This window comes from Amycolatopsis sp. NPDC114504 (assembly GCF_055633595.1).
The window spans coordinates 1,166,446-1,179,634 of the sequence record NZ_JBVKDU010000002.1; the positions used below are offsets into that span (position 1 = coordinate 1,166,446).

12 protein-coding genes and 1 tRNA gene are annotated in these 13,189 nt (G+C 69.8%); 8 read left to right on the forward strand and 5 right to left on the reverse strand.

Annotated elements, in window-relative coordinates:
* Positions 1-95: 95 nt before the first annotated feature.
* Complete coding sequence (locus tag ACZ7PG_RS17465) at positions 96-842, forward strand: trypsin-like serine protease (RefSeq protein WP_470240063.1); 747 nt, start codon at positions 96-98, stop codon at positions 840-842.
* Between the two features lie 134 nt (positions 843-976).
* Here ACZ7PG_RS17465 and ACZ7PG_RS17470 read toward each other — a convergent pair.
* Positions 977-1,059 (reverse strand) — tRNA-Leu (locus tag ACZ7PG_RS17470).
* A gap of 131 nt (positions 1,060-1,190) precedes the next feature.
* On the opposite strand from ACZ7PG_RS17470, the gene ACZ7PG_RS17475 reads away from it, so the two are divergent.
* The 7 genes from ACZ7PG_RS17475 (at position 1,191) to pknB (ending at position 10,646) form a co-directional block, all read left to right on the forward strand.
* Positions 1,191-2,429, forward strand: a complete 1,239-nt coding sequence (locus ACZ7PG_RS17475; RefSeq protein WP_470240064.1) for a DUF3662 and FHA domain-containing protein — start codon at positions 1,191-1,193, stop codon at positions 2,427-2,429.
* 100 nt (positions 2,430-2,529) lie between these two features.
* Complete coding sequence (locus tag ACZ7PG_RS17480) at positions 2,530-2,991, forward strand: FHA domain-containing protein FhaB/FipA (RefSeq protein ID WP_003079002.1); 462 nt, start codon at positions 2,530-2,532, stop codon at positions 2,989-2,991.
* Positions 2,988-4,385, forward strand: coding sequence for a PP2C family protein-serine/threonine phosphatase (locus tag ACZ7PG_RS17485; RefSeq protein WP_470240065.1), 1,398 nt, complete (start codon positions 2,988-2,990; stop codon positions 4,383-4,385). The genes ACZ7PG_RS17480 and ACZ7PG_RS17485 overlap by 4 nt, the downstream gene beginning before the upstream one ends.
* Complete coding sequence (locus ACZ7PG_RS17490; RefSeq protein WP_470240066.1) at positions 4,385-5,872, forward strand: FtsW/RodA/SpoVE family cell cycle protein; 1,488 nt, start codon at positions 4,385-4,387, stop codon at positions 5,870-5,872. The genes ACZ7PG_RS17485 and ACZ7PG_RS17490 overlap by 1 nt, the downstream gene beginning before the upstream one ends.
* Positions 5,869-7,338, forward strand: coding sequence for a peptidoglycan D,D-transpeptidase FtsI family protein (locus tag ACZ7PG_RS17495; protein WP_470240067.1), 1,470 nt, complete (start codon positions 5,869-5,871; stop codon positions 7,336-7,338). The genes ACZ7PG_RS17490 and ACZ7PG_RS17495 overlap by 4 nt, the downstream gene beginning before the upstream one ends.
* Positions 7,339-7,341: 3 nt before the next feature.
* The gene (locus tag ACZ7PG_RS17500) at positions 7,342-8,694 is read left to right on the forward strand and encodes a serine/threonine-protein kinase (RefSeq protein ID WP_470240068.1); all 1,353 of its coding nucleotides are present in this window, start codon (positions 7,342-7,344) and stop codon (positions 8,692-8,694) included.
* Positions 8,691-10,646 (forward strand): Stk1 family PASTA domain-containing Ser/Thr kinase, encoded by a 1,956-nt coding sequence (gene pknB / locus ACZ7PG_RS17505; RefSeq protein WP_470240069.1) that lies wholly within the window; start codon positions 8,691-8,693, stop codon positions 10,644-10,646. The genes ACZ7PG_RS17500 and pknB overlap by 4 nt, the downstream gene beginning before the upstream one ends.
* 53 nt (positions 10,647-10,699) lie before the next feature.
* Here pknB and ACZ7PG_RS17510 read toward each other — a convergent pair whose 3' ends face one another.
* The 4 genes from ACZ7PG_RS17510 to ACZ7PG_RS17525 form a co-directional block, all read right to left on the reverse strand.
* A complete protein-coding gene (locus tag ACZ7PG_RS17510; RefSeq protein WP_470240070.1) occupies positions 10,700-11,017 on the reverse strand; it encodes an effector-associated constant component EACC1 in 318 nt (105 codons plus the stop codon).
* 100 nt (positions 11,018-11,117) lie between these two features.
* Positions 11,118-11,759, reverse strand: coding sequence for a hypothetical protein (locus tag ACZ7PG_RS17515; RefSeq protein WP_470240071.1), 642 nt, complete (start codon positions 11,757-11,759; stop codon positions 11,118-11,120).
* Positions 11,747-12,538 carry an ABC transporter ATP-binding protein gene (locus ACZ7PG_RS17520; protein WP_470240072.1) on the reverse strand — a complete coding sequence of 264 codons (792 nt, stop codon included), beginning with the start codon at positions 12,536-12,538 and terminating at the stop codon, positions 11,747-11,749. Before ACZ7PG_RS17520 ends, ACZ7PG_RS17515 begins: the two co-directional genes overlap by 13 nt.
* Positions 12,535-13,179, reverse strand: coding sequence for an aminodeoxychorismate/anthranilate synthase component II (locus ACZ7PG_RS17525; RefSeq protein ID WP_470240073.1), 645 nt, complete (start codon positions 13,177-13,179; stop codon positions 12,535-12,537). Before ACZ7PG_RS17525 ends, ACZ7PG_RS17520 begins: the two co-directional genes overlap by 4 nt.
* Between the last annotated feature and the right edge of the window lie 10 nt (positions 13,180-13,189).

Here is a 13,189-nt window from a genome sequence, read left to right on the forward strand (position 1 = left end):
GCTGCGCTGTCGGGTGACGCCCGGCCAGGGAATTCCCCGGGCCCGGCCGCGGCCCTAACGTCGAACGTCGACCACCGACTCGACGAAGGGGAAGAATGCGCCTGCGCGCCCTGCTCGCCGCTGCTGCCTTGACCACCACCATCGCCACCGCCCCGGCCGCTTCGGCCGCCCCGGGGGTCGCCCACGGCTCCGACGTACCGGCCGGGCAGTCCGGGTTCGTCGCGAAGCTCGCGATGACGAAGATCCCGCGCCCGGACGGCTCGACCTACAGCAGCTACTGCACGGGCGCCCTGATCGCCCCGGCCTGGATCCTGACGACCGGCCACTGCTTCCACGACGCGAACCGCAACCGCGTCTCCGGCAAGACCCCGTACCCCACGACGGCGACGCTGGGGCTGGTCGACGAAGCCACCGAATCCGGGGTCGCCCGCAAGGTGACCGCGGTGGTCCAGGCCAAAGAGAGCGACGTGGCCCTGATCGAGCTCGACACCCCGGTGACCACGGTCCAGCCCCTGAAGGTGAACCGCACGGTGCCGAAGGTCGGCCAGCAGCTGACCCTGGCGGGCTGGGGCAGCCTGACGGGCACGGACCCCAAGCCGGCGACCCGCATGCAGCAGGGCACGGTCGCGGTGGCGAAGGTGGAGCCGACCACCCTGGGCGTCCACGGCGCGGCCCCGGAGATCACGACGAGCGCCTGCACGTACGACTCGGGCGCCCCCTACTTCACCGGAACCGAACTCGTGGCGGTGGAGGCGACCGGCCCCGGCTGCCCCCACGCGGGCATCGAGACGACGAGCCGGGCGGACATCCTGGCGGCGTGGATCACCAAAACGACGGCTTGATACACCTCGAAGTGCGCCGTGAGCGAACACCACGCAGAGCCAAACGGGTGATATTCCCCACCTGAGCGGAAGAACTTCGTCCGCCCCGCACGCACGAAAAAGGGCCCCGGCAACCAGCCGGGGCCCTTTCGCTGTGGGCGAGGAGGGAGTTGAACCCTCACGTCCTTTCGGACACACGGACCTGAACCGTGCGCGTCTGCCATTCCGCCACTCGCCCGAGTGCTTCTCTTCGACAGCGAGGAGAAGACTAGCAGGTCGTTTGAACGGGTTTCACCGGGGGCCGTGTCGAGGCGGGCTCACCCGGATAGGATCGATAGCGGAAGCACACGTGTGAGGAGGTTTTCCCCGGTGAGCCGCGTCGAGCGTTTTGACAGACGCCTCGAGAACCTGGTGGGGAACACTTTCGCGCGCATGTTCGGTGGCAACGTCGTCACGCAGGAAGTGGCGATCGCCCTGGAACGGGAGAGTGAGGAGAACGTTCGTGAGCTGGCAGGCGGTCGGCAGCTCGCCCCCAATCACTACATCGTGTCCCTGGGGGCAGCTGACCACGAGCGCATGGCCGGTGACGAGCAACGGGTCACCCAGGTCCTCGCCAAGGCGGTGGCGGAACACCTCGCCGCCGAAGGCCTGGACACCTATGGTGACGTCGTCGTATCACTCGAGCGCAACGAGGCGCTGCATACTGGACAGTTCAAGACCCGTTCGTCCGTCGATCCCGACGCCCGCCCCTCAGGCGCCGGTTCACCGCGGTCGGCACGACCCAGCAACGCAGGAGACCCAGCAATGAGCCAGCCCCCCGGCTACGGCCAATACGACCAGGGTGACCCGTACGGCCAGCAGGGCCAATACGGCTACGGACAGCAGGGTGGCCAGCAGCCCGGGTACGACCAGGGTTATGGCCAGCAGCAGCAGGGCGGCTACGACCAGTACGGCCAGCCGCAGCAGGGTGGCGCTTACGACCAGGGTTACGCCCAGCAGCAGGGCGGTTACGACCAGGGTGGTTACGCCCAGCCGCAGCAGGGTGGCTACGAACAAGGCGGCTACGCCCAGCCCCAGGGCGGTGGCTACGACCAGGGCGGCTACGCCCAGCCCCAGCAGGGTGGCTACGACCAGGGCGGCTACCAGCAGGGTGGCTACGACCAGTACGCCGGTCAGCAGCAGCCCGGGTACGACCAGTACGGCGGCCAGCAGCAGGGCGGCTACGACCAGTACGGCCAGCAGCAGGCGTACGGCCAGCCCGCCGCCGACCCGTACGGCCAGCAGCAGGGTGGCTACGCCCCGCCCGCGGCCGGCCGGCAGCTCGCGGCGAGCCTCCAGCTGGACGACGGCTCGAACCGGACGTACTCGCTGAAGCAGGGCGGGAACGTCGTCGGCCGCGGCCAGGACGCCGACTTCCGCCTCCCGGACACCGGCGTCTCGCGCCGGCACCTGGAGATCACCTGGGACGGCCAGAGCGCGACGCTCGCCGACATCGGCTCGACCAACGGAACGACCGTGAACGGCACTCCGGTCCAGACCTGGCAGCTCGCGGACGGCGACGTCATCCGGGTGGGGCACTCCTCGCTCGTGTTCCGTACGCAGGGCTGACTGGGGGCACGGAATACTGTTCCCGCAGAATTGACGTGCGGGGGGACCGCGGCGTACCCGCGCCGCGGCTGCACGGACGAGTCGGGAGCGGACACACCAAGTGCCAGAGCTGGTCGTACAACTCACCAGGGTGGGCTTCCTCGTGCTGCTCTGGCTCTTCGTGTTCGCCGCGCTCAGAGTCGTCCGCTCGGACCTCTACGCGGCGTCGGGAATGCGCGTCCAGGTACCGACCTTCGGACGCAAAAAAGAGAAGAAGCCGCGCAACAGCAAGTCGCCCCAGCAGCTGCTGGTGACCCATGGCGCGCTGGCCGGCACCCGCATCGCGCTCGACGGGCGGCCGATCCTCATCGGCCGTGCCGACGACTCCACATTGGTGCTCGACGACGACTACGCGTCGACCCGGCACGCACGGATCGCCCAGCGCGGTGAGGACTGGTACGTGGAAGATCTGGGCTCGACCAACGGGACTTATCTGGACCGGGCTAAGGTCACTGCACCCCTCCGGGTCCCGCTCGGAGTCCCCATCCGGATCGGCAAGACGGTGATCGAGCTTCGCCCATGACTCTCGTCCTCCGCTATGCAGCCCGCAGCGACCGGGGCCTGGTGCGTTCGAGCAACCAGGACTCCGTGTACGCCGGCCCTCGCCTGCTCGCGCTCGCCGACGGTATGGGTGGCCACGCGGCAGGTGAGGTGGCCAGCAAGGTCGTCATCGCCTCGCTCGCGCCGCTCGACGACGACGAACCCCGCGACGACCTGCTCGCCCAGCTCCGAGAGGCGGTGGCGAACGGCAACGCCGCCATCGCCGAGCTCGTCTCGCAGGACCCGGACCTGGACGGCATGGGCACCACGCTCACAGCCGTGCTGTTCGCCGGCACCCGGCTGGGGCTCGTGCACGTCGGCGACTCGCGCGCGTACCTCCTCCGAGGCGGCCAGTTCGCGCAGATCACGCGCGACGACAGCTTCGTCAACGAACTGCTCGAACAAGGCCGGATCACGCCCGAAGAGGCGGCGGTGCACCCCCAGCGGTCACTGCTGCTGAAGGCACTCACCGGGCACGAGGTCGAGCCGAGCCTGACCGTCCGCGAGGCCCGGTCCGGCGACCGGTACCTGATCTGCTCGGACGGCCTGTCCGGCATGGTCAGCGACGAGACGCTGACCGAGGCCGTGCAGATCCCGGACCCGCAGCAGTGCGCGGACCGGATGATCGAGCTGGCGCTCAAGGGCGGCGGCACCGACAACGTCACGGTGATCATCGCCGACGTCGTCGACGTCGACTTCGGCGAGGACGCGCCCATCGTGGGCGGCGCCGCCGGGGACGGCAGCGACGAGCTGCACCAGGGCGACTCGCCCGCGGCCAGGGCCAGGGCGCTGACCCAGCCCGCGCCGCAGCCGCGGCCGGAGCTGCCGCAGCCGAGCGTGGACCCGAAGGCCAGGCGCCGGAAGCGGTTCCGCTGGCTCGCCGGCGCGCTGGTCGTGCTGATCGTCCTCGCCGCGGCCGCCATCGCCACCCGGTACTTCGTGCTGAGTCAGTACTATGTCGGCGAAGGTGCGGACCAGGAGGTCGTGATCTACCGCGGCGTCCCCGGCAGCATCCTCGGCATCGACCTGCACACCTACGAGCAGGGCTCGTGCCCGCCCAACCAGGTGTGCACGGACAAGCTGCGCGTCAACCAGCTCCAGGAAGACGCGCGGCTGGCGGTGCAGAACGGCGTCAAGAAGGACAGCCTGGACGACGCGCGGAAGTACATCGACGACTTCCTGCAGCTGCACAAGCGCCTGAACAACTGCGCGCCGGCGGGCGGCCAGCCGTCCCCGACGCCGACCCCCACGGTCACGCCGACGTCCACCCCGTCGGCTCCGGCCGGCTCCACTGCTCCGTCGTCGGCGAACCAGCCAGCGGGGAGGGACTGCTCGACGCCGAGTTCGACGGCACCGACGACGGGAGGCGGTAACTGATGAGCCAGCCCGCCGCGCGCACCGCCGAGCCGCTCGCCGCGCAGTTCCAGACGAACCCGCCGCGCGACGTCCCGACCCGCCGCAACACCGAGCTGGTGCTGCTGGGGTTCGCCGCGTTCATCGTCACCGTCGCACTGGTGCTGGTGGAGGCGAACCAGGAGCAGCAGCTCACCTGGTCGATCGTCTGGCTCGGCCTCGCCTACCTCGCCATCTTCGCCGCGGCGCACCTCGCCGTCCGCAAGTGGGCGCCGTACGCGGATCCGGTGATCCTCCCCTGCGTCGCGCTGCTGAACGGCATCGGCCTGGTGATGATCCACCGGATCGACCTGGCGCTGGCGGAGCGGGCCGCGCAGAACAGCAAGGACTACTCCCCCGCCGTCACCTCGCAGGTGCTGTTCACGGTCATCTCGCTGGCGTTCTTCGTCGCGGTGCTGGTCTTCGTGAGCGACCACCGCACGCTGACCCGCTACGGCTACACCGCGGGCCTGGTCGGGATCGTCGCGCTGGCGCTGCCGGCGCTGCTGCCGTCGAGCCTGTCCGAGGTCAACGGCGCCAAGGTGTGGCTGAAGCTGCCGGGGTTCTCGATCCAGCCGGGCGAGTTCGCGAAGATCCTGCTGATGATCTTCTTCGCCTCGTTCCTGGTGTCGAAGCGCGACCTGTTCATGGTGGCGGGCAAGAAGTTCCTCGGCGTCGAGCTGCCGCGCGCCCGTGACCTGGGCCCGATCCTCATCGCCGCGGTCGCCTGCATCGGCATCCTGGTGTTCGAGAAGGACCTCGGCACGTCGCTGCTGTTCTTCAGCGTCATCCTGATGATGCTGTACGTCGCGACCGAGCGGGTCATCTGGGTCGTCCTCGGGCTCAGCTTCTTCGTCGGCGGCTGCCTGATCGCCTACAACCTCTTCACCCACGTCCAGCAGCGCGTCGCCAACTGGCTGGACCCGCTGGCCACCTACGACAAGCTCGGCGGCGGCTACCAGATCGCGCAGGGCCTGTTCGGGCTCGGCACCGGCGGGATCGGCGGCACCGGGCTCGGTGCCGGCCGGCCGGACATGGTCCCGGAGGCGAACACCGACTTCATCACGGCGGCGATCGGCGAGGAGCTCGGCTTCATCGGCCTGGCCGCCGTCCTGATGCTGTACTTGATGCTCGCCATGCGCGGCATGCGGAGCGCGCTCGCGGTGCGGGACACGTTCGGCAAGCTGCTCGGCGGCGGGCTGGCGTTCACCATGGTCATGCAGATCTTCGTCGTCGTCGGCGGGGTCACGAAACTCATCCCGGAGACCGGTATCACCGCTCCCTTCCTGTCGAAGGGTGGTTCGTCGCTGCTGGCGAACTACATCCTCGTCGCGCTGCTGCTCCGCGTTTCCGACGCGGCCCGGCGGCCCGCGGCCCGCCCGAAGCCGCAGCAGCAGCCGCAGGCGCCGATCGCCGAGGCCCACACGGTGCTCGTGCAGCGCCCGCCGGCGGACGGGGGTGCCCAGGCATGAACACCCCGCTGCGCAAGGTGGGCATGACGATGCTCGTCATGGTCGTCCTGCTGCTGGCCAACGCCACCTACATCCAGGTGGTCAAGGCCGACGACTACCGCACCGACTCGCGCAACGCCCGGGTCCTCTACGACGAGTTCGCGCGCCGCCGCGGCCAGATCGTCTCGCAGGCGAACGGCGAAGTGCTGGCGAAGGTCGACCCGTCGAACGACAAGTACAAGTACACCCGGTCCTACGTCGACGGCCCGATGTACGCCCCGGTCACCGGCTACTACTCGATCAACTACGGCTCCGGCGGGCTCGAGCGCTCCGAGGACGACGTCCTCAACGGCTCGGACCCGCGGCTGTTCGTGCGCCGGCTGTCGGACATGGTCACCGGCCGCGACCCGAGCGGCGGCAACGTCCGGCTGACCATCGACCCCGCCGTGCAGAAGGCCGCGTACGACCTGATGACGCAGCGGGGCTACACCGGTGCCGTCGTGGCGATGGAGCCCAAGACCGGCCGGATCCTGGCGATGGTGTCGACGCCGTCGTACGACCCGAACAAGCTGGCGTCGCACACGTCGAAGGCGCAGACCGACGCCTGGAACTCGTACGTCAAGGACGACAAGAACCCGATGCTGAACCGGGCGATCTCGGAGACCTACCCGCCGGGGTCGACGTTCAAGCTGGTCACCGCGGCGGCGGCGCTCGAGGACGGCAAGGGGCCGGACACCCCGGTCAACCCGGCGCCGAACACGAAGCTGCCCGGCACGAGCGTCACGCTGGAGAACTACGCCGGTGAAGGCTGCCCGGGGACCACGTTCAAGGACGCGCTGGCGCACTCCTGCAACGTGCCGTTCGCGGAGTTCGCGGGCCAGCTCGGCGCGGACAAGATGAAGAAGACCGCGGCGAATTTCGGCATCGGGCAGACCGACCTGACCGTGCCGATGAAGGTCGCGCCGTCCACGGTCGGCCCGCTCGACTCCCAGGGCGCGCTCTACCAGAGCGGCATCGGCCAGCGCGACGTCCGGATCACCCCGCTGCAGGACTGCCTGCTCGCGGCCACCGTGGCCAACGGCGGGATGGCGATGAAGCCGCAGCTGGTCCAGTCGGTACTCGCGCCGGACCTCTCGACCATCGAGGACTACAGTCCCACCGAGCTCACCGGCACGGCGGCACTCTCGTCGTCGAACGCCGCGATCCTCAAGGACATGATGATCGCTTCCGAGGGCTTCACCGCGGGCGCCGGCAAGCGCCCGGACATCCAGATCGCGTCGAAGACCGGCACCGCCGAGCACGGCACGGACTCCAAGAACACCGCGCCGCACGCCTGGTACACCGCCTTCGCCCCGGCCAACGACCCGCAGATCGCCGTCGCCGTGATCGTCGAAGACGGCGGCAACCGCGGTCTCGCGGCCACCGGCGGCAAGGTCGCGTCGGAGATCGGCCGCGCGGCGATCAACGCGAAACTCGGGGGTGGATAGCGCATGCTGTCCTCCGGTCACCTGCTGGCCGAGCGGTACAAGCTGACGAGCCGGATCGCCGTCGGCGGGATGGGCGAGGTCTGGCAGGCCAGCGACACCCGGCTCGACCGGACCGTCGCGGTCAAGATCCTGAAGGCCGAGCTCTCCGGTGACGCCGAGTTCCTCCACCGCTTCCGCACCGAAGCGCGGATGACGGCGTCCCTGAACCACCCCGGCATCGCCGCGGTGCACGACTACGGCGAGACCATCTTCGACGGCGACCTGTCGATCGCGTACCTCGTCATGGAACTCGTCGACGGCGACCCGCTGGCCGGGTTGCTGGCCAAGCACGGGCGGCTGTCGGCGGAGTTCACGCTCGACATGCTCGAGCAGGCGGGCAACGCGTTGCAGGCCGCGCACGAGCAGGGTCTGGTCCACCGCGACGTCAAGCCGGGCAACATCCTGGTGACGCCCGCCGGCCAGGTGAAGATCACCGACTTCGGCGTGGCGAAGGCGGCCGACGCGGCGCCGGTCACCCGGTCCGGCATGGTCATGGGCACGGCGCACTACATCGCGCCGGAGCAGGCGCTCGGGCACCCGGCCGAGCCGGCGTCCGACGTCTACTCGCTGGCGGTGTGCGGCTACGAATGCCTCGCCGGGCACCGGCCGTTCCTGTCGGAAAACGCCGTGACGGTCGCGATGATGCACATCCGCGACATCGCGCCGCCGCTGCCGCCGGACGTCCCGCCCGCCGCGCGCGCGGTGATCGAGGCGACGCTGGTCAAGGACCCGAGGCAGCGCTACAACAACGGCGGCGAGTTCGCGGCCGCCGTCGCCGCGGTCCGCGCCGGGTTGCCGCTGCCGACGCCGTCCGGGCTGGTCAACGCGACCTACTCGACCGGGCAGCACCCGGCGTCGACGGGTCAGCACCCGGTCCAGACCGGCCAGCACCCGATCCAGCAGCAGCCGCCGGTCCCGCAGCAGATTCCTCCGCAGCAGCAGCACATGCCGGTCGGCCCGCCGTCGCCGGCGGTGAACCCGATGGTCGCCATCGGCCCGCCGTCCCGGCCCGTCATGCGTCCGGCCATGATGCCGGCGCCGCGGAAGAAGCCCCAGTGGGGCTGGTGGGCGCTCCTCGCGGCCATCCTGCTCGTTGTCCTGGTGGCGGGCATCGTCCTGGTGGCGAAGATGATCGGCAGCTCGGGCTCGCCACCGCACAACGGCCAGACGAGCCAGGTGGTCCCAGGCAGACAGCCGCCCGCGGAGGAGGCGCCCGCTTCGAGCGCCTACCCGGCGGACGCTCCCGCAACGACCGACGATGGCCGGCAAGGCATCATGACCGCACCCTGGACGGAATGGAACGGCACCCAGAGATGAGCACACCCAGACTGCTCTCCAACCGGTACGAGCTGGGCGAAACGCTCGGCTACGGAGGCATGTCCGAGGTCCATCACGGCCACGACGTGCGCCTGGGCCGGGAAGTCGCTATCAAGATCCTCCGTGCCGATCTCGCCAGGGACCCGCAGTTCCTGGAGCGCTTCCGCCGTGAAGCGCAGAACGCCGCCGCGCTGAACCACCCGGCGATCGTCGCGGTCTACGACACCGGCGAGGCGAACGCCGAGTTCGGCCCGCTGCCGTACATCGTCATGGAGTACGTCGAAGGCCGGACACTGCGGGACATCGTCAAGACCGAAGGCCCGATGTCGCAGAAGCGGGCCATGGAGGTCATGGCCGACGTCTGCGCGGCGCTGGACTTCTCCCACCGCCACGGCATCGTGCACCGCGACGTCAAGCCGGCCAACGTGATGATCACGAAGAACGGCGCGGTCAAGGTCATGGACTTCGGCATCGCGCGCGCGATGCACGACGGCCAGTCCGCGATGACCCAGACCGCCGCGGTGATCGGCACGGCGCAGTACCTGTCGCCGGAGCAGGCTCGCGGTGAGTCCGTCGACGCCCGTTCCGACGTCTACGCCGCCGGCTGCGTGCTGTACGAGCTGATCACCGGCGAGCCGCCGTTCACCGGGGACTCCCCGGTCGCGGTCGCCTACCAGCACGTCCGTGAAGACCCGAGCCCGCCGTCGTCGGTCAACCCGGCGGTGGCGCCCGAGCTGGACGCGGTCGTGCTGAAGGCGCTGGCCAAGGGCCCGGCGAACCGCTACCAGTCGGCGGCGGAGATGCGCTCGGACCTGGTGCGCACCCTCTCGGGCCAGCGCCCGGCGGCGCCGATGGTGATGTCCGAGGACGAGCGCACCCAGGTGATGAACTCCGACCGGCGCCAGCCGCAGCGCTACGAGGAGTACGACGCCCCCGACGATGACGACCCGAAGGCCAAGCGCCGTCGCCGCACGATCCTCGCCGCGCTGGCCGCGGTGTTCGTCCTGGGCGCGGTGCTGCTGATCATGTGGCTGGCGGGATCCTTCAAGGGCGGTGGCGACGAGCCGACCACGGTGGCGATCCCGGACGTCAAGGGACAGTCGGAGGTGGCGGCCAAGAACACCTTGCGTGAGAAGGGCCTGAACAACTTCGCGCCGAACAAGATGGTGCCGTGCGGGATTCCGGACGCGAACGGCAACGTGCCCTGCACCACCGACCAGATCAACCAGGTCATCGACATCGCGCCCGGCGTGGGCACGCCGGTCGCCACGGCGGCGCAGATCACGCTGACGATCGGCCAGAAGCCGGGCACGACGAAGGTGCCCGACCTCAAGGGACTTTCCCGTGACGCCGCCGAAGCGAAGCTCAAGGAAGTCGGCCTGACCCTGAACCCGTCGGTGCAGGAAGTCAACGTCGACGACCCGAACGACGTGGGGAAGGTCGTCAACCAGACCCCCCAGGCGGACAGCGATGCCCAGCAGGGCTCGAGCGTCTCCATCTCCATCGGCAAGGGCAAGCAGCAGAAGCAGGTCCCGAACTTCACCGGCAAGTCCTTCAGCGAGGCCAACTCGGCCCTCACCGGCATGGGCTTCACCGTGAAGCGGGTGGACCAGCAGTCCGACCAGCCGAAGGACCAGGTCATCCAGCAGACGCCGAACGGTGGCTCGGTGCCCGTCGGCACGCAGATCACGCTGACCGTTTCCACGGGTCAGCCGGACAACAAGATCGAGATGCCGAGCCTGATCGGCATGACGGTCGACGACGCTCAGCAGAAGCTGGAGAGCATGGGCTGGACCCAGCAGCTCCGGCAGCAGGCTGACCGGACCAGCAACAAGCCCGAGGGCACGATCACCAAGCAGAGCGTCTCGCCGGGTACGCAGATCGACAAGGACAAGGACGTGACGGTCGGGGTGTCGGAGTCGTTGTTCCCGACATCGACTCCCGGTCAGTAACGGACTCCACGAAGAAGGCCCGCACGGTTCGCCGTGCGGGCCTTCTTTTTCGTTCAGGCTTTGTCGAGAAATCCTTGGACGGCACCGAGAACCTGTTCGGCGTCACTCGACGGACCGCAGTCGAGCTCGAGTTCCTCGGCCGCGCCGGAGCGTTTGACCTTCAGCGAGACGCGGCCCTCGCGGTAGCGCCGCAGCCAGGCGAAAAGTGACCGGCAGAAGACGCCGGCGGAGTTGCTCGTCACGCCGACCACGACGGCGTCGAAGAGCTGGACGCGGCCACGGAGCTCGTCCTCGCCGCGCAACCAGGCGGCGAGGTCCCGGAGCTCGCCGTCGGAGTTCGGCCCGGTGATCGCGACGATCCCAGCCGTCACCCGTTCTCCCTTCGCCCAGAACCGGAGAGGACCCGAACCTTAGTCGGCCCCGAGCACCCGCCGGAACCCCGGCACGGAAATTGAATATTGCAAATTGCACTCAGGAACGGCGTTGCACGAGCCGCGCCACGACGACGAAGCTCGCGGCCAGCACCACCACCGAGGTCACCCCCGCCAGCACGAGCGGGCCGCCGATCGGTTCCTCGTCGGTCAGGGCGTGCAGCAGCGGGTGGACCAGCGGAATCTTCGCCAGCAGCACGACGATCAGCGTGATCACGGCGGCGAGCACGGTCCAGCCGACCCGCTGCACGAGCAGCCGCGAGCACGGCAGCGCGATCGCGATGCCCAGCAGCGCGCACGCGAGGTGCGCGAGCAGCCCGATACCCAGCGCCGCCGGCTGGACCTTGAACGACTTGAGCGCCGACCACGCTTCGGTGATCACGGTGAGGACCACCGAGCAGGCCAGCACGGTGAAGACCGCGCCGGTGATCATCCGCCGCCACTGCCGCGCGTGGCTCAAGGTGACCAGCCGCTGCACCGGGTCCTCGATGTCGAGCAGCGCGATCGTCAGCCAGCACGAGACGACGAGCAGCCCGCCGGCGCTCACACCGAACAGCGGCAACGGCGGCGAGTGCGGGTCGGCGTAAAGGATCACGCACAGCGCGAGGTAGGCCAGCAGCGCCGGCAGGTACCGCTGCGAATGGGCGAGCAGGGCCAGGTAGTAGCGGGTCATGGCGAGCACGGCGCCACCTCCCGCACCGACCAGCCGTCCTTCAACGCCCGCAGCAACACGGCGTCCACCGACGCGACCTCGACCGTGAGCACGATCTGAGCGCCCTCGACGACCGCGTGGTGCACGCCGGGTTCGCCGGCCCACTCGGTCCCGTTGCCGCACAACACGATCCGCGTCGTCGGCTCGGCGCTTTCCGCCGTGAGACTGCCTTCGTTCATGAGGTGGACGACGTCGGCGTGGTCGTGCACCACCTGCGGCCGGTGGTCGGTGAACACGACGCTCGCGCCGCGCGCCCGCGTCTCGGCGACGACCTCGCCGAGGATGGCGTGCGTCCCGACGTCGAGCCCGGACCACGGCTCGTCGAGGATCAGCAGGTCCGGCCGGACCATCACCGCCTGCGCGAGCCCGACCTTCTGCGCGTTGCCTTTCGACAGCGTGCGCAGCGGCGCCGTCGGGCCGCCGACCAGCGCGAGCCGCTCGAGCAGCGGGTCGATCACCGAGAGGTCGGCGAGCCCGTGGATGCGCGCCATGTGCCGCAGGTACGCCCGCGCGCCCATGCGCTGGCCGGCCGGGAAGCGGTCCGGCAGGTAGCCGATCCGCGGGCTCCCCGACACCACGCCGGTGGTCGGGTGCGAGACGCCGGCCATGATCCGCAGCAGCGTCGACTTGCCGGAGCCGTTGCTGCCGAGGACGCCGACGACGTGCCCGGGCTCGACGCTCAGGTCGACGTCGTGGAGGACGAAGTCACCGCGCCCGTACCGCTTGCCGACCCCCTCGAGCCGGATCACGCAACAGCGGCCTTCTGGAGCGCCTTGGTCGCCCGCTCGAGCTCGTTCACGCGGGCCGGGTCGACGGGGTGACCGGCCGCGGCCATCCAGGTGGCCAGCATCCGGTGGCCGCCTTCGGTCAGCACCGACTCGGGGTGGAACTGGACGCCTTCCAGCGGCAGCTCGCGGTGGCGCATGCCCATCACGATGCCGGACTCAGTGCGGCCGGTGATCTCGAAGACGTCGGCCGGGATGGTGTCGGGCACCACGGTCAAGGAGTGGTACCGGGTCGCCGTGAACTCGTCCGGCAGGCCCGCGAGGACGCCGGTGCCGGTGTGGCGGACCTGGCTCGTCTTGCCGTGGAGCAGCTCGGGCGCGCGGTCGACGGTCGCGCCGTAGACGACACCGAGCGCCTGGTGGCCGAGGCAGACGCCGAGCATCGGCGTGCGCGTCTCGGCGCACTTGCGGACGACGTCCATGCTCTGACCAGCACGTTCGGGCGTTCCCGGGCCGGGCGAGACGAGCACGGCGTCGAACTCGGGGACGCGGTCGAGGTCCACGACGTCGTTGCGCCAGACCGTGCAGTCGGCGCCGAGCTGGGCCAGGTACTGGACCAGGTTGTAGACGAAGCTGTCGTAGTTGTCGACGACGAGAACGCGCATGCCGGCGAGC